This is a genomic window from Allobosea sp. 05T438 (genome assembly GCF_056396025.1).
In genome coordinates this window covers 13,710-34,287 of the sequence record NZ_JBFTKQ010000013.1, presented here as the reverse complement: position 1 = coordinate 34,287, position 20,578 = coordinate 13,710, and the positions used below count along the sequence as shown (strand labels likewise).

At 65.8% G+C, this 20,578-nt stretch carries 17 protein-coding genes; 4 read left to right on the top strand and 13 right to left on the bottom strand.

The features are described from left to right. Positions 1 to 34 precede the first annotated feature (34 nt). Positions 35 to 826: a PstS family phosphate ABC transporter substrate-binding protein gene (locus AC1DIN_RS21905; RefSeq protein WP_476811291.1), complete on the top strand. Its 792-nt coding sequence runs from the start codon at positions 35 to 37 to the stop codon at positions 824 to 826. A 21-nt stretch (positions 827 to 847) separates the two neighbouring features. On the opposite strand, the gene AC1DIN_RS21900 is transcribed toward AC1DIN_RS21905, so the two are convergent. The 12 genes from AC1DIN_RS21900 to AC1DIN_RS21845 all read right to left on the bottom strand — a co-directional run bounded on the left by AC1DIN_RS21900 (position 848) and on the right by AC1DIN_RS21845 (position 14,397). Then, positions 848 to 1,888, bottom strand: coding sequence for a 2Fe-2S iron-sulfur cluster-binding protein (locus AC1DIN_RS21900; RefSeq protein WP_476811290.1), 1,041 nt, complete (start codon positions 1,886 to 1,888; stop codon positions 848 to 850). A gap of 127 nt (positions 1,889 to 2,015) precedes the next feature. Then, positions 2,016 to 3,671 carry an ethylbenzene dehydrogenase-related protein gene (locus AC1DIN_RS21895; RefSeq protein ID WP_476811289.1) on the bottom strand — a complete coding sequence of 552 codons (1,656 nt, stop codon included), beginning with the start codon at positions 3,669 to 3,671 and terminating at the stop codon, positions 2,016 to 2,018. A 506-nt stretch (positions 3,672 to 4,177) separates the two neighbouring features. Next, entirely contained in the window at positions 4,178 to 5,479 is a 1,302-nt protein-coding gene (locus tag AC1DIN_RS21890; protein WP_476811288.1) for an acyl-CoA thioesterase/bile acid-CoA:amino acid N-acyltransferase family protein, read from the bottom strand. Continuing rightward, positions 5,476 to 7,044 carry an ABC transporter substrate-binding protein gene (locus tag AC1DIN_RS21885; protein WP_441469001.1) on the bottom strand — a complete coding sequence of 523 codons (1,569 nt, stop codon included), beginning with the start codon at positions 7,042 to 7,044 and terminating at the stop codon, positions 5,476 to 5,478. The genes AC1DIN_RS21890 and AC1DIN_RS21885 overlap by 4 nt, the downstream gene beginning before the upstream one ends. Further along, entirely contained in the window at positions 7,041 to 8,066 is a 1,026-nt protein-coding gene (locus tag AC1DIN_RS21880; protein ID WP_476811287.1) for an ABC transporter ATP-binding protein, read from the bottom strand. The genes AC1DIN_RS21885 and AC1DIN_RS21880 overlap by 4 nt, the downstream gene beginning before the upstream one ends. Further along, entirely contained in the window at positions 8,063 to 9,052 is a 990-nt protein-coding gene (locus tag AC1DIN_RS21875) for an ABC transporter ATP-binding protein (RefSeq protein WP_476811286.1), read from the bottom strand. The genes AC1DIN_RS21880 and AC1DIN_RS21875 overlap by 4 nt, the downstream gene beginning before the upstream one ends. Beyond that, complete coding sequence (locus tag AC1DIN_RS21870; RefSeq protein ID WP_441468998.1) at positions 9,049 to 9,948, bottom strand: ABC transporter permease; 900 nt, start codon at positions 9,946 to 9,948, stop codon at positions 9,049 to 9,051. The genes AC1DIN_RS21875 and AC1DIN_RS21870 overlap by 4 nt, the downstream gene beginning before the upstream one ends. Further along, positions 9,945 to 10,919: an ABC transporter permease gene (locus AC1DIN_RS21865; protein ID WP_476811285.1), complete on the bottom strand. Its 975-nt coding sequence runs from the start codon at positions 10,917 to 10,919 to the stop codon at positions 9,945 to 9,947. Before AC1DIN_RS21865 ends, AC1DIN_RS21870 begins: the two co-directional genes overlap by 4 nt. Beyond that, positions 10,919 to 12,373: a SidA/IucD/PvdA family monooxygenase gene (locus AC1DIN_RS21860; RefSeq protein ID WP_476811284.1), complete on the bottom strand. Its 1,455-nt coding sequence runs from the start codon at positions 12,371 to 12,373 to the stop codon at positions 10,919 to 10,921. Before AC1DIN_RS21860 ends, AC1DIN_RS21865 begins: the two co-directional genes overlap by 1 nt. Further along, the gene (locus AC1DIN_RS21855; RefSeq protein ID WP_441468995.1) at positions 12,370 to 13,338 is read right to left on the bottom strand and encodes a LysR family transcriptional regulator; all 969 of its coding nucleotides are present in this window, start codon (positions 13,336 to 13,338) and stop codon (positions 12,370 to 12,372) included. Before AC1DIN_RS21855 ends, AC1DIN_RS21860 begins: the two co-directional genes overlap by 4 nt. A gap of 4 nt (positions 13,339 to 13,342) precedes the next feature. Continuing rightward, positions 13,343 to 13,921: a peroxidase-related enzyme gene (locus tag AC1DIN_RS21850; RefSeq protein ID WP_476811283.1), complete on the bottom strand. Its 579-nt coding sequence runs from the start codon at positions 13,919 to 13,921 to the stop codon at positions 13,343 to 13,345. After that, a complete protein-coding gene (locus AC1DIN_RS21845; protein WP_476811282.1) occupies positions 13,918 to 14,397 on the bottom strand; it encodes a hypothetical protein in 480 nt (159 codons plus the stop codon). Before AC1DIN_RS21845 ends, AC1DIN_RS21850 begins: the two co-directional genes overlap by 4 nt. 260 nt (positions 14,398 to 14,657) lie before the next feature. On the opposite strand from AC1DIN_RS21845, the gene wrbA reads away from it, so the two are divergent. From wrbA to AC1DIN_RS21830, 3 genes are all read left to right on the top strand, one after another. Then, the gene (wrbA, locus tag AC1DIN_RS21840; RefSeq protein WP_476811281.1) at positions 14,658 to 15,260 is read left to right on the top strand and encodes an NAD(P)H:quinone oxidoreductase; all 603 of its coding nucleotides are present in this window, start codon (positions 14,658 to 14,660) and stop codon (positions 15,258 to 15,260) included. Positions 15,261 to 15,397: 137 nt separating this feature from the next. Then, on the top strand, positions 15,398 to 18,481 hold the full coding sequence (locus AC1DIN_RS21835; protein ID WP_476811280.1) for a cyclic nucleotide-binding domain-containing protein: 3,084 nt from the start codon (positions 15,398 to 15,400) through the stop codon (positions 18,479 to 18,481). Continuing rightward, complete coding sequence (locus tag AC1DIN_RS21830; protein WP_476811279.1) at positions 18,474 to 19,325, top strand: MBL fold metallo-hydrolase; 852 nt, start codon at positions 18,474 to 18,476, stop codon at positions 19,323 to 19,325. The genes AC1DIN_RS21835 and AC1DIN_RS21830 overlap by 8 nt, the downstream gene beginning before the upstream one ends. 97 nt (positions 19,326 to 19,422) lie before the next feature. Here AC1DIN_RS21830 and AC1DIN_RS21825 read toward each other — a convergent pair whose 3' ends face one another. Further along, the gene (locus AC1DIN_RS21825) at positions 19,423 to 20,568 is read right to left on the bottom strand and encodes an acyl-CoA dehydrogenase family protein (RefSeq protein ID WP_476811278.1); all 1,146 of its coding nucleotides are present in this window, start codon (positions 20,566 to 20,568) and stop codon (positions 19,423 to 19,425) included. Positions 20,569 to 20,578: the final 10 nt, after the last annotated feature.

The window sequence follows — 20,578 nt, the reverse complement described above, 5'->3', positions numbered from 1 at the left end:
CTGATCATCCTTTAGCGGAAGATTTTATCGATCTATGACATCCCGCTCGACTGCATTGATCTTTGGTCTTCTGGCTCTCTGCAATCCCGTCAGGGCCGACGAGCTGATCGTGGTCGGCACGGGGGATGGCGTGGAGATGCTTCAGGCCGTCGCCAAGCGCTTCCGGGACGTCGAACCGACCATAGAGGTCAAGATTCCTCCCAGTATCGGCTCGGGCGGCGGCATTGCCGCGGTCGGCTCCGGAACGGCGAAGCTGGCCCGCGTCGCCCGTGTGCTCACCGATGCCGAGCGAGCACGCGGCTTGATCTACGTGCCGGTGGCCAAGATATCCTGCGCCTTCTTCGTTCATCCCAGCGCTGGCGTTACGCAGCTGAGCGGAGAGCAATTGACGGGCATCTATGCGGGCCGGATTTCCAACTGGAAGGACGTCGGCGGAGCCGACCAGCGTATCCGCGTCGTCCGGCGCGAAGAGGCGGACAGCACGCTCACGACCTTGCGGGCTACCATGCCGGGTTGGCGAAACCTCGAGATCACCGAACGCTCGAAGACGGCGACGTCGACACAGGAGGCCGTCGAGACGGTTCGCCTGACGGAGGGCACGATCGGTTTCGGGCCGTATAGCCGGCTTCTCGACATCGGCACACAGGTGCTGAAGGTCGACGGCCTCCATCCGTTGGATCCGCGCTATTCGAGCAGCGGTGAAATAGCCTATGTCTACAAGGAAGGAGCGCTGACGCCGGAGGCGGAGAAGTTCATCGCCTTCACCCGCATCCCAGATGCGGGCAGCGTGATCCGGGAGTTTGGCGCCATTCCGACAGCGCCCTGAGCGCGGCGAGACAGCGCTGCTTCAGGGGCGGAGGTTTTCAGTCGACTGGGTCTGCGGCGCCTTGGGCCAGTTTGCAGAGCGCGCAAAGAAGAAGCCCGCGATCCTGTCCCTGATCGTCCGCTTTGCCACCGAGGCTACGAATGGGTCGGCGTAGCAGGTCGTGCCGGCAGCCTCGCAACGCGCCTGCACCGCCGCCACCATCTCGAAGGAGCCGGCGACGTAGACCGTGTCATCCGGCCGGAGCGCCGGCATATGATCGGTGGGCCGACCACTCAGGATGCCGGCTGCCTTGGCGCCGCTGCTGGTGGGCATGATGCTGGCGACGCCGGTTTCAGCCAACCAGGCCAGCGAGTCGGCCATGTAGAGATTGCGGGGGTCGCGCGCACCGACGATCACGACCATCTCCCTTGACGGCTCCCGGTAACGCGCTGCGCGGGCTATGGCCCAGATGGGAGCCCAGCCGGTGCCGGCAGCAACCAGAACGATACGCCCGGCGCCAGTCCGATGGAATGCACTGCCGTAAGGCCCCTGCACGGTCACCTTGTGCCCTGGGCGGATGCGTGTGCCGAGGTCCGGCGATACGACCCCGCCGACCTGCCGGCGGATCTGCAGGATCAGCTCATTGCGCTCCCCGGTTCCGTCGGTGCGCAAGGTCGGGCTGTAGTCGCGGCTCGGGTACCCGTTGAATTTGCATTTGACGTATTGGCCCGGGAGGTAGGTGAAATCCCTCCTGAGCAGGAGCGTGGCTTCGATGATGTCGGGTGAGAGCGGGCGAATGGCCGAGACTGTTGCGGCCAGCTTCCGAACCTCGGGAACCGCATCGAACTGGAGGACGGCGTCGCCGATCACGCGGGCCTGGCAAGCCAACACCGTATCGCCCTGTTGCGTTCCCTGCGCATCGACTTCGCCAGCATAGACCCGGACGCGGCAGGTCTCGCACTGGCCTGTGCAGCAATCATGCGGAATCAGGATGCCCGCGCCCATGGCCGCTTCGAGCAGGCTGTCGCCCCGCGAGACCGCGGCTGCTTTGCCATTCACGACGAGGGAAACCTGCTTAGCCATGGCCTGCTCTGTTTGCGGTGCTGATCGAGGCGACCTGCCCTGGCTGGATCGCCGCGCGTCCTATCGGATGCGAGGTGGCGATCCAGGCCTTTGTGTGAGCGCCTTCTCCGAAAAGTGTCCCGCTGCCTTAGCGCAGCTTGAGGGTGACGGGGCGAACGTGCCGCGTATGCCGCGTCTGCGTGTGGTCGAACACTGCCACCCAAAGATAAACGGGCGTTCCAGGCTCGAAATCGACATCGTAGGCACTGCCCGTTTTGAGATCGCGCGAGGCTTCCAGGGTCCAGTACCCATCCTTCCAGCGCGCTCCGGCACGGATCTGGGCGCGATCTCCTTCATAGGCTCCCAGGATCACCACGCCGGGCATGACGGTGCCGACCGGTATGCGTGCATCGGCCTCCGCGCTGTAGGGGGCGCTGTCGGTCTCGGTCAGCCACCACCGGGTGCCCTCATCATGAATCAGCTCGGGGTTCTTTGCGTCGAACCGGCCAAGAGCGGCCATGGTCGCGGCGGGATCGTTGGGCAACCGTTTCGGCGTGACGGGGCCCGCATAGCCGCCAGGCCCTTCGAAGCCGAAATTATAGCTGTAGAAGGCTCGGCCGGGATCGTTCCAGTACCCCCCTTGGTAACGTGCCCGCTTGGCCGCCTCGTCGGCCGTGGGCTCGCGCGGGGGGCCGATATATTGATCATCCATGTAGCCAAGCAGGCCGCCGCGGGAGGCCTTCCATTGCCACATGTCGATGACCGACCCATCGCCGGTGTAATGGAGGCCTCGCTGATTGAGCGAAGAGGGCTTGTCGTCGAGCGGCTTCGGGCCGAGATGGGTCGCGCCGCCGGCTCCAAAGCCATCCGAGCGCGAGAAGATGACAGCGAACTTGTCCTCGTAGAAATCGACCACATCGGCTTCGCCGGCATGCGTGCCGACGACATGCCAGCCATCCTGCTGCTTGAGCAGGGGAAGCCGGGCGAGCGAGCGCGTCGGGTCTTGCCAGCGGAACGCAAAATAGATCTTGGCGCCATCGTGCACGGCGCGGATTTCGACGGTCGACTCGCCCGATCCGCCGAGATTGGCCCCCTGCTGCGTCCTGACCCGAACCGGCCGCGCGTTGCGCCAGACGTCTTCGTCGAGCACTCCATCCAGCGTCGGCGGGGTTCGCGCCTGCCCGACGACCAGTTCGTCGCGGCTACCGAAATCGAGCCCGACCGCAGCGGCGGTGACCGGGATTGCGATAACGGTGGCCATCAGCAAAGGCCGCTGGCTGCGTCGCCCCGCTGCCGGCATGAGCCGGGCCGGCCTGAAGATCCGGAGCAGCTGGCGCCAGCCGCCATAGCCGAAATGCGACAGGATGTGGACGAGCGTATAGGCGAGCATGCTCATCGCCGCCGTCACATGGACGGAAACAACCCAACCGCCGAAGCCGAGATATAGCAGGATGCCCGTCACGGTGAGCACGACGACGAGGGCATAGAGCAGCCAATGGAGCAGGATGTTCGCGCTCATCCAGCGCAGCTTTGACGTGGTGGCCATCCGCCACATCTTCAGCCGCCGAAGAGCGACGCGATTGCCGAGGCCGCTGAGCGCCATATAGGCGAGATAGGCCGTCGATGCCCCGAATAGCGTGAGGCCGGCGATGATATGGACGCTCCAGATCTCGCCCTGCGGCAAGATCGGCGCCATCCATCGCGAAATCACGGCATCGAGCGCATCGGCGGAAATGCGCAATCCGGTGGCGAGGCTCACCATCACGGCTCCCACCGTCAGCCAATGCAGCAGCAGCGTGCCCACATCGGTTGATGGCCAACTCGCTTCCGACGGGGTTTGCCGGTTCGGTGTCTCCCGTGCGGCGGTTGACGTAAGCTGGGCCTCGCGCACTCGCGGCCTTTCGGCCGAGTCCGTAAGCTCCACGTTCGACCCGGTCATGATCAACCTCGATCTGGCAGGACGCGTCGACATGAAGCCCCCCGACTGCATGGTTAATGAAACTTAACTGCGTTCTGGGGGCAAGCTCGTCATCGGGCTAGCCACAGCGACTGTTGATCCGTCTCGAACGTCGCAGGGCGTTGCCGCGGACTCGAGCGGGATGGCGCCTGAATGCGAGCAAGCCATCGATCTAATGTTGGGCGGGCAAAAGAGGGCTCAACCGCGCCTTACGAAAAGGCTTGCGCCAGTCAGCGTCCGAAGGGCGAGGGCAGGGGGGCGGTATGATGCAGACGGCGAAGCCCGGCGCCGCGTGTGCCTGGCATCAAGAGCAAAGCGGCACGGCGCAAGCGCACCCGCTCCGCTCATTGCCCTCAGCTGGCCAGCCCGGAGTGACGCTTCACAAAAGCATAGGCCCTGGCCCAGGCGCCTGCGTTGGCTTCTGCATTCGCGGCGGGCGTTCCGCCCATGGTCGAAGAGGTCCCGTTCATCGGGTGGCGATGGGAGATGCGCGTGGCCGGGGTGTAGGGGAACAGGATGGAATGCCCGGCTTCGGGCCAATTCTCCCAGACGACCTCATGCGGATGGCCGGCAGCCATCAGGCTCGACTGCACGATGAGGGAATAGAGGTCCGAGGGCCAGGCACCGTCATCCCCGCCTGAGAGCAGCAGCACCGGGCCGGCAATCCGCTCGACCGGAATCCGTGCGCGCGCCATTGCGCAGGGATCACCGAGCGCCGTGCGCATCGCATCGGCATTGCGGCGCACACCCGCGGCTTCGTCAGAAGGTTTCCAGCTCGCCGTGGCATTGCCCTGCCATTGATGGACGAGCGGCTTGCCATCCAGCGTCCAGCAGGGGCCGTCGCGGCCGAGTCCCGGAGCAGGGTCGGAGGCAGCCTGCCCGCCATGGACGAAGGCGCTCGGCACATAGCCCAGCACCGCCGATACCTTTTCGGGAAAGGTCGAGCCCAGCAGCAGCGCGAGCTCGCCGCCGCGTGATTGCCCGGCGACCGCGACGAAATCGTTCTTCGGGCGCACCGCGGCGCGCAGCCAGTCGAGTCCTCCAGCGAAATATTCAAGCGGCGTGTTCGAGATGTATTTCGGCAGGCCGGGCGCGCCGAAATAGCCGAGCGCCAGTGCCGCGACGCCACGCGAGGCCCAGAGCGCCGCGCGCGGTTCGTTGATGCCGCCGCCGGAGCCGTTGAGGATCATGATCGCCGGGTGCGGCCCATCCCCCGCCGGCAGGAAGAGCGTGCCGACGAGCCCATCCTCTGACACGGGCCGGCGCGCGACACCCTCGGCCATCAGAACCTGAGTGAAGCCAGCCGAGGCAACGGGCTTGCCGCCGAGGCGGGCGGAGAGCGTCGTCTCCAGCGGACGGGCCATGTCGGGATGGAACAGGTCGCCGGTCCCGGTCTGGGCCCAGATCAGCCCCATTGGCTCGACGCCGGCATAGTCGCCGCGCAACGGCGCATCCCGCATCAGGTCGACGGTCCCATCGGCCCCGGCGATGAAGACCGCCTCTGCCCGCCAGAGCTGGTCTCCCCGCAGCGTTTCCGCTGCGAGAATCACCTCGGCGCCCGCCGGCAACCCGGAGAGGGCAATCCGGCGGGGCACGTCGATCAGTTCGACGGCGGGCTCGACGATCAGCGCGACGGCCATGGCTGCGACCGTCACTTCGCCTTGCTGACCTGCATGGCGACGGTACGGTCACTGTTCCAGGGCACGACCTTGAGGTCCGGCCGGCTCGCCCAGATGTTCTTGTAATGGTAGAGCGGGATGATCCCGGCATCGTCCATCACCACCTTGACGGCGTCTTTGATGATCGCTTCGCGCTTGGCATCGTCGAATTCGGCGCCGGCCTTGGCGAGCGCCTCGTCCAGCCTGGGATTGCTGTAGCGGCCCCAGTTCGAGGCGCCGAGCCCCTTCGCCGGATCGACGGTCGCCAGGATCGAGGTCATGGCATAGGTGCCCTCGCCGGTGCCGTTGCCCCAGCCGATGATGCTCATCGCGTATTCGTTCTTGTTGGCGCCGCCGACATAGACCGAGAAGGGCACGACCTCGACCTGGGTCTCGACGCCGATGCGGGTCCAGAACTGGGCGACGGCCTGCGCGGTCTCGGGCGCCAGCGGATAGCGCTCGCCCGGCACATGCATGGTCAGTTTGAAGCCGTTGGGATAGCCGGCCTCGGCCAGGAGAGCCTTCGCCTTGTTCGGATCGACCGCGATCTTGGCGTAGTCGGGATTGTAGCCGAAGGTGCCTTCCGGCATCCACTGCGTCGCGACCGTCACGCCGCCTCGCGCGACACGGTCGGCGATCGCCTCGCGGTTGATCGCCATGTTGAGCGCCTGGCGGACACGCGCGTCGAGCAGCGGGTTCTTGTCGAGCGGCTTGCCGGCCTTGTCCGTGAGGAATTTCGACGGTGCGGGATTGAAGCTCGGCTGCAGGATCAGCGCGCGCAGACCGGGATAGGACCAGACCTTGACCTTGGGGTTTTTCTCCAACTTCTCGATGTCGGAGAACGAGACCTTGTCGATCACGTCGACATCGCCCGACAGCAGCGCCGCGGTGCGCGCCGCCGGATTGGCGATATAGCGGTAGCTGACCTTGTCCCACTCGGCCTTCTCGCCCCAGTAGGTGTCGTTGCGCTTCATCTCGACGCGGTCGCCGGGCGTGTAGCTGACGAAGGCATAGGGGCCGTCGACCACCATTGCCTTGCCGCTGTTGTAGTCGTCGGTCGTCGCCTTCTGGCCGATATGCTTGCTGACGATGTAGATGCTGGAGATGTTGATCGGCAGCAGCGGGTCCGGCTCCTTGGTGGTGATCACCAGCGTATGCGGGTCCTTGACCTCGACCTTGGCGACACTGCGCAGGAAGCTCTTGAAGCTCGCTGCAGAGCCCGGCACGTTCTGGGCGCGCTCGTAGGAAAAGGCGATGTCCTCGGCTGTCACCGGCTGGCCGTCGGTCCAGACCGCCTTGTCGCGGATCTTGAATTCCCAGGTGGTGGGCGAGGTGTTCTTCCAGGCCGAGGCGAGGCCGGGGGCCAGGCCGCCGATCGTCTTCTGCGCGACGATGGCGGGCCAGAAATGCTGCGCCACCGAATGGTCGCCGGCATAGTTGTTGAGCTGGGGATCGATGGCCGAGACCGGATCGGCGAAGCCGATGCGCAGATCGTCCGCCCGGGCGGTCCCCGCGGCGACGATCAGTGCCGCGGACAGGGCAAGCCTACTCAGTTTGGTCATGCGATCTCTCCTGTTTGCGCGCGGGCTGGAACCGCGGAAGCGTCGTTGAGGTGGCAGGCGGAACGGTGGCTCGGCGCGATCGCGCGCAGGACGGGCTTTTCGACACGGCAGCGCTCGAAGGCGGCCGGGCAGCGCGGGTGGAAATGGCAGCCGGGCGGCGGCGCGGCCGGGCTCGGGATCTCGCCCTTCACCGGCGCATAGACGCGCCGCCGCTGCTTCAGGTTGGGGATCTCCGCCAGCAGCCCGCGCGTATAGGGGTGGTTGGGACTGCCGAAGAACCGAGCGGCGGGCGCGTCCTCGACGATGCGACCGAGATACATGATGACGACGCGGTCGGCGATGTGCTGCACCACGCGCAGATCGTGGCTGATGAAGAGATAGGTCAGGTCGAGATCGCGTCGCAGCTCCATGAACAGGTTCAGGATCTGAGCCTGGATCGAGACGTCGAGCGAGGCAACCGACTCGTCGCAGACCAGGAAGCGCGGCTGCATGGCGAGCGCACGGGCGATCGAGATGCGCTGGCGCTGCCCACCGGAGAACTGATGCGGAAAGCGCTGGCGATAGGCGGGATCGAGCCCGGCCCGGCGCATCTGCGCGCAGACATAGTCGTCGAGTTCGGAGCGACCGACCATGCCGTGGACGAGCGGCGCCTCGCCGATCGCCGCGGCGACGCGCATGCGCGGGTTCAAGCTCGCCTGAGGGTCCTGGAAGATGAGCTGCACGTCGCGATGAACCGAGCGGTCACCCTGCGGATCGCGCCCGAAGACGCGAACATCGCCGCCGCTCGGCGGCAGCAGTCCGGCGGCGATGCGACCCAGGGTCGACTTGCCGCTGCCGGATTCGCCGACGAGGCCGACGAATTCGCCGGTCGGGATGGTGAGGTCGATACCGTCGAGCGCATGGATGACAGGCTGACGCTTGGCGAGATGCAGCTTGACCGCAAGCCCGTCCGCACGGCCGAAACGGCGGCTCAGGTCGCGCGTCTCAAGCGCGGGAGCGGAAGAGGAAGCGATCGTCGTCATGCCGCCACCTCGGCGAGCGAAGCCGGGCCGGAGAGAGGGTGGAAGCAGCGCAGCTTGTGTTCGCCTTGCGTGAAGGCGGGCTGGCGGGCGCAATCATCGGCACGGCGCGCGCAGCGCGGCCCGAAGGCGCAGCCATCAGGCGGGTCGACCATGTCCGGCGTGGTGCCGGGAATCTGGACCAGCATCGAGCCCGGTGCGCTTGCCCCCGGCAGGCTGCCGATCAGCCCGGCCGTATAGGGATGGCTCGGCCGGTCGAGCACGGCGTCGACGCCACCCTGCTCGACGATGCGGCCGGCATACATCACGGCGATCTCGTCGGCGATGCCGGCGATGACCGAGAGGTCGTGGGTGATCCAGAGCAGCGCAGTGCCGCTCTCGCGGGTCAGTTGCTGAACCTCGGCCAGGATCTGCGCCTGGATCGAGACGTCGAGCGCGGTCGTCGGCTCGTCGGCGATGATCAGGTCGGGCCGGTTGATCAGTGCGATGGCGATGGCGACGCGCTGGCGCATGCCGCCCGAGAGCTGATGCGGATAGGCGTCGAGTCGCGCCTCCGGGCTCGGGATGCCCATGGCGCCCAGCAGATCCCGCGCGCGGATGCGGGCCGAGGCGTCGTCGATCGTTTCGTGGGCGCGGATCGTCTCGATCATCTGCGTGCTGATCCGAAGCACCGGGTTCAGCGTCATCATCGGGTCCTGAAAGACCATGGCGATGCGGTTGCCGCGCAGGCGGCGCAGGCTCTCCTCGTCGAGCTTTGTCAGGTCCTGCCCGCGGAACAGGATCTCGCCGCCGACGATCCGGCCGGGCGGGTCGATCAGCCCCATGATCGAGAAGCCGGTGACGGATTTGCCCGAGCCGCTCTCGCCGACGAGCCCGAGCGTCTCGCCGGCCCGCAAGCTGAAGGAGACGTCGCGCACGGCGTCGAGATCGCCGCGATCGGTGCGGAAGCGGGTGCGCAGATTGCGGACTTCGAGCAGGGGCGCCGTCATTTCAGCGCCCTCGGATCGAGCACCTCGCGCAGGCGGTCGCCGACCAGATTGATCGCGACGATGGCGGTAAGCAGCGTCAGGCCCGGAAAGAAGCTGATCCAGTATTCGCCCGAGAGCATGAACTGGAAGCCGTTGGCGATCAGCAGGCCCAGCGAGGGCTGCGTCACCGGGGCGCCCAGGCCGAGGAAGGAGAGCGTCGCCTCCAGCGTGATGGCGCGCGCGACCTGCAAGGCGGCGATGACGAGCAGCGGCGGCAGGCAATTGGGCAGGACATGGCGCAGCAGGATCCGCGAGGTCGGAAGCCCCAGGCCCCGCGCCGCCTCGAAATAATCGCGCTTGCGCTCGACCAGTGCCTGGGCGCGCGCCGTGCGGGCGTAATAGGCCCATTCCAGCAGCACCAACGTCAGCACGACATTGCCGATGCCCCGGCCCAGCAGCGCGAGCATCAGCAACGCAACGAGGATCGAGGGCAGCGACATCAGCAGGTCGACGAGCCGCATGATCAGCGCATCGACGAACCCGCCGCTCCAGGCCGCGATCAGGCCGAGCAGGATGCCGAGAATGCCAGCCAGCACCGCCGAGCCGACGCCGACCGTGAGGCTGGTGCGCAGTCCGTAGAGGATGGCGGAGAAGAGATCGCGGCCCTGGCCGTCGGTGCCGAGCCAATAGGTGAGATCGCCGCCCGAGGAGGCCGAGCCGGGTGGAAGCCTTGCGTCGAGCACGTCGATGGCCGCGAGGTCGAAGGGGTTCTGCGGCGCGATCTGTGCGGCGAAGACGGCGCCAAGGATCAGCAGCGTCAGCAGGCCAAGCCCGATCACGGCCGCAGGCGCCCGCAGGAAGCGGATGAGCGCGCTGATCGCGGGGCGGCGGCCGGTGACGACGGGAACGCTCGTCATGCCGAGGCCTCCTCGCGGACGCGCGGATCGAGGATGCGATAGAGAATGTCGACGACGAGATTGATGACGACAAAGAGCGTCACGACCACGAGCAGGTAGGCCATGACCACCGGCCGGTCGAGCGCGTTGATGCTGTCGAGGATGAGCTTGCCGGAGCCCGGCCAGGCGAAAATGCTCTCGGTCACAACCGCGAACGCGATGGTCGAGCCGAGCTCCAGCCCGAGCACGGTCACCAGCGGGATCATGATGTTGCGCAGGATATGCATCACCACGATCCGGCCGCGGCGCAGGCCCTTGGCGCGGGCAAAACGGACATAGTCGAGCGGCAGCACCTCGCGCACGCCGGCCCGCGTCAGCCGGATCACCAGCGAGACCTTGAACAGCGACAGGTTGATCGCCGGCAGCAGCAGGTGGCGCCAGCCATTCAGTGTCAGGAAGGACCATTCGACGCCGAAGACACGCACCGTTTGGCCGCGCCCGCTTGCCGGAAGCCAGCCGAGCGACACGCTGAAGGTCATGATCAGCAGGAGCCCGACCCAGAAGGTCGGCAGTGAGAAGCCGAGGATGCTGCCGGTCTGGATCAGCTTCGAAAATGGGCGCTCGGGATAGAGCCCGGCATAGAGCCCGAGCGGCACGCCGAGGGTGATCGCGAAGATCGTCGCGGCGAAGGCAAGTTCGAGCGTTGCCGGCAGGCGCTGCAGGATCAGCGTCACAGCTGGGACGTTGTAGACGAAGCTGCGGCCGAGATCGCCCCGCAGCGCACTCGCTGCAAAGCTGAGATATTGCTGCCAGAGCGGGCTATCGAGGCCGAGCTGCGCGATGAGCTCGGCACGGTCGGCCTGCGTCGCGTCAGGCGCAAGCAGAATGTCGGCGGGATTGCCAATGGCGTGCATGCCCAGGAACACGACGAGCGACATCGCCACGATGACGAGGAGCGCTTGCGCGATACGTTGGAGCAGCCAGCCAAGCATCAGACCGGAACCGCCGTCTCTTCAGGCAGGATCGGCACCCACTCGTCGCCGAAGATCTCGGGCTCAGCGTAGTCCTGCCCGCGCTGGAAATGGCTCTCCACATCCTCGACATAGAGTCGCCCGGCGATGGCCTGCGAAAGCCGCAGGGCTCCGTCGCTGATCGCCGGAATGTCGCCGGACACGGTGCCGTGGGACATCATCGCCGGATAGCAGAAGCAGTGCACACGGGCGAGGCCGGGGCAGGTGCCGGGAATCTTGGGCAGGAACTCGAAGGCCGGGCCGAGATCGGGCATGGCGCCGAGGCTCTCCTCCGCATCGGGCGGAACGCCGCGATCGACCCAGTTGCGGGCGCATGCGGCGATTTCCGAGAGGAAGGGACGATTGCCCCAATCGACCTTGAAGCCGGTCGAGAAGATGACGAAATCGTACCGCATCGGGCCGATGCTGGTCTCAAGGACGACCTCATCGCCTTCCATCCGGGCCGAGACCAGCGAGGTGCCGAGCCGGAAGAAGGCGTTGGGATGGCCGGAGACGCGCAGGACGCTGGCGCGCGGGGGAGGCACCTGCTCGCGAGCGACATAGCTGTTGATCCGCCACTTCCAGTCATCGGGCAGATAGCGATACCCGGCAACGGCGCCGGCATGGCCCATGCCCTTGCCGCGATTGATGCGCGGCAGGTCCCGACGCCGGATCAGCAGGTCGACCTGCGCCGCGCCGGCTTCGAGCGCCGTGCCGGCGCTGTCCATCGCCGAGGCGCCAGCGCCGATGACGGCGACGCGCTTGCCGCGCAGCTCGGTGTAATCATTGGGGTCGGAGGAATGAGCCCAACGCTCGCGCGGCAGATTGCGGGCGAGCTCGGGCACGACCGGACCGCCGAGCCCGTCGCGGCCGGTCGCCAGCACGACATGGCGGGCGCGCACATGGCGAGGCCCCTTCTCCGTCGCCATCTCGACCGCGATATGGTCCGGATGCAAGCGGATCGCGGTGACATCATGGCCGTTGCGGACATCGAGGCGCAGCACGTCGCGGAACCAGCGCAGATAATCCATCCACATCAGGCGCGGGATCTTGTCGAGCTGCTCCCAATCCTCGGTGCCGAACTGCGCTTCGAACCAGGCCCGGAAGGTCAGCGATGGAATGCCGAGCGCCGGCCCCGTCAGGGTCTTGGGCGAACGCAGCGTCTCCATGCGCGCGGTCGTTGCCCAGGGGCCTTCGAAGCCCTTCGGGCGGCGATCGTAGTTGACGGCGCGCACGCCGATGTTGCGCAGCGCGCCTGCCGCTGCCAGCCCGGCCATGCCGGCGCCGATGACCGCGACGTCGAGCAGCGGCTCACCCTCGGCGCTGCGCGCGGGCACCCAGTGGGCGGCCGGGAGAGTCAGCAGTTCGAGTTCGCGGGCGACGCGGCGGTTCAGCGCTGCCAGCCCCTCGGGAAAATTGTCTTGATCGGCTGTCACAGCCGCATCTCCTGTTTGGTCAGCGAGGCGAGGAGGGCGTGGTGCTCCTCGGGCGGGATCAGGGTGAAATCGTCCAGCCGCTCCTGCGCCGCAATCTGCAGCGCCGCGATCAGCTCGCGGGCCTTGTCGGGGACGGCGACGCCGCGTGCTGTCACCACCCCGAAGCAATAGGGGATCGGCGTCGCCAGCGGCAGGATGCGGACGCCCGGCGTCGGGCGGCCGGTCAATGTCAGCGGCTCGACGATCGCGACACCCGCTCCGGCCTCGATGAAGGAGAGCGCATTGATCGTCGAGGTGGTGCGGACCCGGACGCGAACATCGACGCCGGCTGCGTTGAGGGCTGCGCGAATGCGCGCGGGCACTCCGCGGCGCATCGACATGCCGACGAGACTGCGCCCGGCGAGCGCTTGCAGCTCGACGGGCCCTTCGCGACGCGCCAGCGGGTCGCCTTCGGGCACGGCCAGGACGCAAGGCGCGGTGCCCAGCCACTCGACGGTGAGATCGCGATGCAGCAAGGGCGCACTGGTCGCGCCGATCTGGGCCGTGCCAGACATCACGGAGTTCTGGACGCGGTCGGGATTCTCGACCTCGATTGCGAGCCGCGGCGGCTCGTCGAGGCATCCGATCGCCTTCCAGGCATCGGTCAGCAGCCCGAAGGCAAGGGCTGAGACTGCGGAAACCCGGATAGGCGGCTCGGCCTCGCCGACGACTTCGCGGGCGCGCTCCCACAGATTGACGAAACCGGCCAGCGCCCGCTCGACATCGTCGCGCAGCACCATGCCCTTCGGCGTCAGGACCAGCCGCTGGCCGGCGCGCTCGAAGAGCGGCTGGCCGAGGTCGCGCTCCAGCTCCTGGATCATCCGGCTCACCGAAGGTTGCGACACGCCGAGATGGCGCGCCGCCGCGGTGACGCTGCCCAGTGAGGCAACCTGCAGATACGCCTCGAGGGTCTTGAGGCGGCTCATTGCGTCAGTCGTTACGGACGGGATCGCCGAGCACGTGCATCAGGCGGTTGGCCCAGCCGAACAGCGCCGTGGAGAGGATGAGGTCGACCGCCTCGGCCTCGCTGATGCCGGCCTCGCGCAGCTTGGCGGCATCAGCCTCGGTGACCGCCGGGGGCGATTGCGAGAGCTTGACCGAGAAGTCGAAGATCGCCTGGTCGCGCGGCGAAAGCTTTGCCTGTTCGCCACGCGCGAAGAGCTCGTCGGTGACGGCCGTGTCCTTGCTGAGCTGAGCATGGCGGGAAGCATGCACGGCGGCACAATAGATGCAGCGATTGACGATCGAGGCGCCGATGGCGCCGAGCTCGCGCTCGGCCCGGCTCATGCCGCCGGGATCGTACATGATCGCGTTGAACAGCGGCGAGCGCACCGCCAGCGTCTCCGGATCATGCGCTAGGACGAGCACATAGTCCGAGACCTTGGTGTTCGACGGCGTGGTCTTCAGCGCGTCGCGTTGCTCGGGCGTGGCGCTGGCCAGATCGACCGGAGTGACCCGCGGCTGCCATTCCGGGACGGTGCGGGTGAAGCGATGGACGACCCGGCTCATGCCGCAGCTCCCTTGAGGACAGCGAGCCCGGCGAAGACGCGGCACTGGTAGCTCATGAAAGCGTTGAGTTCACAAAGGCGCACGATGTCGGCCTCGGCGACGCCAGCCGACTTCAGCCCGTCGATATCCCCGGTGACGACCGCACGCGGCTCGGCGGCGACCTTGTCCATGAAGGCGACGACGGCCCGTTCCCGCGCATCGCTGCCGGTTTGGGCAGGATCGGCAAGGTCATGAAAAGCCGGCTCAGCAATCAATGCGAGATAGTGCTTGGCCAGATCCGTCAGGCCGTTCAGGGCCGCGATGCGCGCCGCCATCGCGATGCGCCACTGTGCGGGAAATCCACCGGGATCGCGGGGTTGGATTACGGCGGCCTCGGCTTGGCGGCTCATTTCGATGATGTTGGCGCGCGCTTGCGCCGCGATCAGGGCTTTCGCATCGAGCCAGGGAGACGCCTCTGGACCTGTGGTCTGGGTCATAGCAATTCTCTCTATGCATCAACTTATCGAGTTGATGCTTGTAGCGAATGAAGCGCGCTGTTTGCGCCAAGTCAAGGATCGATCGTGGCCCGCGTGATAGCCGGCCGGTTCTCCGGACGCTTTCGGGCGGGCCGACGCTGCGCGACGTTTGGCGCGGCTCGCCTGGCGCCCTTGTCAACGGACGATGAGGCTGCTTCCTTAACCCGCTGCCGCCAGGGCCGGCGGCCCCGGCGGCTGGCACCCAAAGGAGGATCGCTCTCATGACGAAGGTTCTGGTTCTCTACTATTCCAGCTACGGACATATCGAGGCGATGGCGCAGGCGGTCGCCGAAGGCGTACGCGAGGCCGGCGCGGAAGCGGTGGTCAAGCGCGTGCCGGAACTCGTGCCGGAGGAAATCGCCCGCAAATCGGGGTTCAAGCTCGATCAGGCCGCCCCGATCGCAACGATCGACGAACTCCCCGGCTACGACGCGATCATCCTCGGCGTGCCCACCCGCTTCGGCAACATGCCGGCGCAAATGAAGAACTTCCTCGACCAGACCGGCGGCCTCTGGCTCCAGGGCAAGCTTGTCGGCAAGGTCGGCAGCGTCATCTCCTCGAGCGCCACGCAGCATGGCGGGCAGGAAAGCACGATCCTCTCGACCCAGATCGTGCTGCTGCATCAGGGCATGGTCATCGTCGGCCTGCCCTACGCTTTCCAGGGTCAGATGACGATGGCCGAGATCAGCGGCGGTTCTCCTTACGGCGCCAGCACCATCGCCGGCGGCGACGGCTCGCGCCAGCCGTCCGAGAACGAGCTTGCCGGCGCCCGCTATCAGGGTCGCCACGTCGCGCAGATCGCGGCGAAGCTTGCGACGGGCTGACGACCTGAAGACGGGCTTAGGAGCCCGTCTTCTTTTGCTTTGAATACTCTATAGATGCTCCGCCTGGATCGTATCGCTTCGACCTTGTATTTATAGAAGTGCGTTTTATTCCACGGCTTGAGGCGCCTAAGACTCGTGTGCGTTTCGAAGCGGGAAAAATAATGCCCCATGTGAATCAGCTTTTTTCCTATATATGGAAGAATAGCTACCGCGATCAGGTGGGAATTATCTCGATTGTTGTTTTATCTCTGCCATTTTATTATCTATCTCTTGAACTGCCGAAATATATCATATCTGGCGCATTGCAGGGAAAAGCTTTCGAGGATGGAAGAGAATATGCGATATTTATGCCGTTCGATACGGGTGTAAGTCTGTTCGGATCGGAAATAAGATCCAGCGGAATTAGGGTCGATCGTATTTCGTATCTTTTCATTCTGTCTTTTTTATTTCTTATATTGATCGTTATCAATGGGTATTTCAAGTATATCATCAACATGAAAAAGGGGGCTCTCGGTGAGAGATTACTGCAGCGGCTCCGCTTCGATCTGTTTTCGTCCTTGCTTTTGTCGACGCCCGAGCAGCGTCAGCGTTTGAAGCCTTCGGAAGCCGCCTCGATCATCAAGGATGAGGTCGAGCCCGTCGGTGGCTTCGTCGGAGATGCGTTCGTTCAGCCGGTCTTCCTGGGCGGGCAGGCCCTGACTGCACTCATCTTCATCCTGATGCAGAATGCTCTGCTCGGCCTTGTCGCCGTCGCGATGATCTCCTCGCAGGTTCTGGTCATTCCGCGGCTGCGGCGAGAGCAGATCCGGCTTGGCAAGCAGCGCCAAATCGCTTCCCGCGCCTTGGCTGGCAAGATCGGGGAGGTGGTCGAGACGCTGGACGAGGTTTCCAATCATGGGACCGCCGCGCTTGAACGCGGACAGGTCGCACAACGGCTCGAAACTCTGTTCGGTATTCGCTACCGGCTGTACGGGCGGAAATTCGCCGTCAAAGCCCTCAACAATCTGATGGCGCAGATCACCCCGTTCCTGTTCTACACGATCGGCGGCTACGCCACCCTGACCGGGAATCTCGGGATCGGCCAGCTTGTGGCGGTGATCGCGGCCTATCGCGACCTGCCGCCGCCCGTGAAGGACCTCATCGACTGGGATCAGCAGCGTCTCGATGTCGAAGCCAAGTTTCAGCAGGTTACGGAGCAGTTCGCACTCTCCGCTCCGTCAACTCAAAGGGAGCCGGTCAGCCACCAATTCCCCGAGACCGGCGTGATCGCCTTGCAGGGGCTCAGCGCGGTCAGCGCCACGGGCGACCGAATGCTCGACCGGGTTTCCCTGACACTGCCGCTGAAGCAGCATGTCCTGCTGTCGGGAATGGGAGAGGGCGCGGGTTGTGTCGCGCGCATCCTCGGCGGACGGCTGACGCCGAGCGGTGGCGCGCTCAAGATCGGCGATGTCTCGCTCGACAGGATTTCCGAGGCGGCTCGCGGCCGCTGCATCGCTTATGCGGGCAGTGAGCCGGCGATCTTCGATGGAACCCTGCGCGACAACATCGTCTACGGCCTGCGCGGTCACGCCTCGAAGACAGATCGCGATGTGGGTCCGACCAGGGAAGGCGAGACCTTGGGAACGGCCGACGACGAGCTGTCGGCAGCTCAGCTGGCTGCAACGCTGCACATCGTCGGTCTTTCCGGCGTCGTGTTCCGCTATGGCCTCGCTAGCAGACCCAACGCGGACGAAGTCCCCGTTCTGGTCGGCCGGCTGGGGGAAATCCGGGCGCATATCCGCAAGGTACTGGCTGCACGAGGAGCGGAGGATGCCGTCGAGCCCTACGATGCGACGCAGTACATCCACACCGCCACGATCGGCGAAAACATCCTCTTCGGCGTTCCGAACGATGCCGCGATCAGCGGAACCAGGCTGGCCGAGCATGCGCTGACGCGGGACGTTCTCGACTCGCTTGCCCTGAGCGATGATCTGACGACGGTCGGTCTGCGCATCGCCGCGACCATGCTCGAAATCTTCTCGGATCTGACCCCGGACCATCTCCTTCTCGATAGCTTTTCCTTCATCGCCGCAGAGGAGTTTCCCGTCTATCGCGAGCGTCTGGCGCGGGCCGAGGCCGGGCAGATCGACGAGGCTGATCGGGCCCGGTTCCTGGGGCTGTCGTTTCTCTACGCCGAGCCGCCGCACCGCCTCGGCCTTCTCGACGAGGGGATGAAAAGGCGCATCCTGCTGGCACGTCATGCCTTGCGCGCGCGCATTTCGCAGGACGCCGCAAAGATCATCGATTTCTACGACTCCGGTGAATGGGGAGCCGCATCGGTCCGCGAGAACCTCCTGTTCGGGCGGGTGACGCAAGCGAGCGCCGGTGTCCGCGAGCGGGTCGACGAGGCCGTTCGCGATGCCATGACCGAGCTCGGGCTCGATCACGAGATTTTCCGGATCGGCCTTGCGCAGCCGGCCGGCTATGCCGGCCGCCTGCTGTTCCCGGCGGTCAAAGCCCAGCTTGCTCTGGCACGCTGCCTGATCAAGCGCCCCTCGCTGCTGATCCTCGACAACGCCTTGAGCAGCTTGAGCCCGACGGAGGGCAAGGCAATCTTGCGGCGCCTTCGCGATGCGATGAAGGGCAGGACCCTGATCGTCGTCGCGCGTGATGACGACGGTGATATTCCCATGGACCTCTCCGTCGTCTTCGACGGCGCCAGGCTGCGCCCGGTTCCCGGCCTGCAACCCGCGGCGGCCGGGGCACCGATCGACGAGGTAGGCAGCGAGCGTGACGATGTCAGAGCGCTAAGAGCCGTGCCGATCTTTGCCAATCTCGATCTTGCGCGCATCAAGCTGCTGGCCTTCACCAGCGAGCGAACCGTCTTCGCCGCCGGCGACATGCTGTTCGAGCAGGGGGCGGAATCCGATGCGGCCTATGTCGTGATAGCCGGCACCGCGAACGTCCTGATCGGACCTCCGGAGAACGCCGTTTGCGTTTCCCGGATCGAGGCTCCTGCGATCGTCGGCGAGATGGGAGTCGTCACCGGCGAGGTCAGATCGGCGACCATCCGGGCGACCAGCGAATTGACCGCGTTGAAGCTCCGTAAGGAGGTGTTCATCGCCCTGATGGAAGAATTCCCGGACATGACGCTCTCCGTCATGCGGCTGATGGTCAAGCGATTGCAGGACAATGTCGCGATTGTTTCCAAGCGCGAGCTCGAAGGCCCGGCGCGTGACTGAGACGGCGCGGTTGCTCGATTGCAGCTTCGGCATCCGGTTCTGGGGAACGCGTGGATCGATTCCGGTTTCCGGCCGCTCCTGTAATCGTTTCGGCGGGGATACGACGTGCTTCGAGGTCCGGATCGCCGGTCGCCGTGTCATCGTCGATGCAGGATCCGGACTGCGCCGGCTCGGGCAGGCCATGGCAGCTGCCGGGGAGCGTGATGCGACGCTCCTGTTCAGCCATCTCCATCTCGACCATGTCATCGGCCTGACCGCATTCGCGCCGCTCTGGCGCATGCCCGGCGAGATTGCGATGCATGTGCCGGCCTGCACGGCAGCGCGTGCCGAGGCGAATCTGTCGGCTCTGTTCAGTGAACCGTTCTTCCCCGTCAGCTTTGCCCAGGCTCCCAGCCGGGTTCGCTTTTCGAGCTTCACGGCGGGTGGCGATCTCGGCCTTTCGGGCATCGACGTCGCGACGATCGCGCTGCAGCATGATCCGTGCGCGGCCGGTTTTCGGTTCCGCTATGGCGGGCAGACACTTGTGATCCTGACGGATCATGAACATGCCGGCGATGATGCGGACCCGACGTTCACCGCCTTCTGCCGAGGCGCCGATCTTCTCGTCTACGACGCGATGTGGGACGAAGCGACCGACTACGACCCGCATCGCGGCTGGGGGCACTCGACCTGGCAAGCGGGACTGCGCCTGCTGGAGGCCGCCGGGGCGAAGCGCCTTGCCTGCGTCCACCATTCGCCCGAGCTGTCCGATGCGGCGCTCGAGCTGCGCGAGGCACATCTGAAGCGATGCCATTCGCAGAGTTTTTATGCGCGGCAGGACGACGTCGTCGTCCTGGTGGCCTGACGCATTCTTCAGGCATGGCGGAGCACGGGCGGCCCCTGGTCCGATCGTGACCAGTTCTGCTGGGGCGCCCGTCCCTTCTCCAGCGCGCACGGCGCCGTCAGGCGCCCTTGATCAGCTCCCGCGCGATGATGGTGCGCTGAATCTGGTTGGTGCCCTCGTAGATCTGGGTGATCTTGGCATCGCGGTAGAGCCGCTCGACCTCGAAGCCGCGGATATAGCCTGAGCCGCCGAAGATCTGCACGGCGTTGGCGGTCTGCGCCACGGCCATGTCGCTGGCGAAGCACTTTGCCATCGAGGAGGCGGAGGTCGCGGGCTTGCCGTGGTCGATCAGCAGCGCGGCGCGCTCGACGAGGGCGCGGGCGGCGGCGATGTCCTTGGCCATGTCGGCCAGCATCCATTGCAGGCCCTGATTGTCGAGGATCGGCTTGCCGAACTGGCGCCGGTCGCGTGCATAGGCGAGCGCAGCCTCGAGCCCCGCCTGCGCAATGCCGGTCGCCAGCGCGGCGATGCCGACGCGCCCCTTCTCCAGCACACTCATCATGATGTGGAAGCCGCGCCCCTTGGGTCCGAGCAGCGCTTCGCGCGGTACGATCACGCCGTCGAAGGTCAGCGCGCCAACCTGGCTCGCGCGCTGGCCCATCTTGTGCTCCTTCGGCCCGCGCGAGACGCCCGGCGCATGGAGATCGACCAGGAAGATGCTCATGCCGCGATGGCCGGCGGCGGGATCGGTCGAGGCCAGCACGAAGCCGAGATCGGCGACCGGCGCGTTGTGGATCCAGAGCTTGCCGCCGTCGATGACGTAGCCTTCAGCGGTCTCGCGGGCGGTGGTGCGGACGTTTGAGAGGTCGGAGCCGGCTTCGGCCTCGGTCAGGCAATAGGCGATGCGGGTTTTGGCAGAGAGTATGTCAGGCAGGCGCCGCAACTGCTCGGGTGTGCCGTAGCGGGTAAGCAGCGTACCGATCAGTTCGACGAGGCCGCACTGGTCGGCGACCGAGGAATAGCCGCGCGACAATTCCTCCATCACGATCGCATAGGCGAAGGTGTCGAGCCCGGCACCACCATGCTCCTCCGGCACGGTGATGCCGAACAGGCCGAGTTCTCCCATCCGTCGGTAGATCTCGGCGGGAAAGGTCTCGTCGCGGTCGAGATCGATGGCGACGGGCTTGACGACATCCTCGGCGAAGCGCCGGGCGGTCTCACGGATCTGGTCGTAGATCTCGGCGTCGAGCAGAGGGGCGTGCATGGCTTTCTCC

Bases quoted from the DNA above. Each gene is read 5' to 3' on its own strand.
- wrbA (WP_476811281.1), top strand. From the start codon at position 14,658: ATGACGAAGGTTCTGGTTCTCTACTATTCCAGCTACGGACATATCGAG.
- AC1DIN_RS21865 (WP_476811285.1), bottom strand. From the start codon at position 10,919: ATGCTTGGCTGGCTGCTCCAACGTATCGCGCAAGCGCTCCTCGTCATC.
- AC1DIN_RS21875 (WP_476811286.1), bottom strand. From the start codon at position 9,052: ATGACGGCGCCCCTGCTCGAAGTCCGCAATCTGCGCACCCGCTTCCGC.
- AC1DIN_RS21850 (WP_476811283.1), bottom strand. From the start codon at position 13,921: ATGAGCCGGGTCGTCCATCGCTTCACCCGCACCGTCCCGGAATGGCAG.
- AC1DIN_RS21845 (WP_476811282.1), bottom strand. From the start codon at position 14,397: ATGACCCAGACCACAGGTCCAGAGGCGTCTCCCTGGCTCGATGCGAAA.
- AC1DIN_RS21870 (WP_441468998.1), bottom strand. From the start codon at position 9,948: ATGACGAGCGTTCCCGTCGTCACCGGCCGCCGCCCCGCGATCAGCGCG.
- AC1DIN_RS21825 (WP_476811278.1), bottom strand. From the start codon at position 20,568: ATGCACGCCCCTCTGCTCGACGCCGAGATCTACGACCAGATCCGTGAG.
- AC1DIN_RS21880 (WP_476811287.1), bottom strand. From the start codon at position 8,066: ATGACGACGATCGCTTCCTCTTCCGCTCCCGCGCTTGAGACGCGCGAC.
- AC1DIN_RS21855 (WP_441468995.1), bottom strand. From the start codon at position 13,338: ATGAGCCGCCTCAAGACCCTCGAGGCGTATCTGCAGGTTGCCTCACTG.
- AC1DIN_RS21885 (WP_441469001.1), bottom strand. From the start codon at position 7,044: ATGACCAAACTGAGTAGGCTTGCCCTGTCCGCGGCACTGATCGTCGCC.
- AC1DIN_RS21905 (WP_476811291.1), top strand. From the start codon at position 35: ATGACATCCCGCTCGACTGCATTGATCTTTGGTCTTCTGGCTCTCTGC.
- AC1DIN_RS21900 (WP_476811290.1), bottom strand. From the start codon at position 1,888: ATGGCTAAGCAGGTTTCCCTCGTCGTGAATGGCAAAGCAGCCGCGGTC.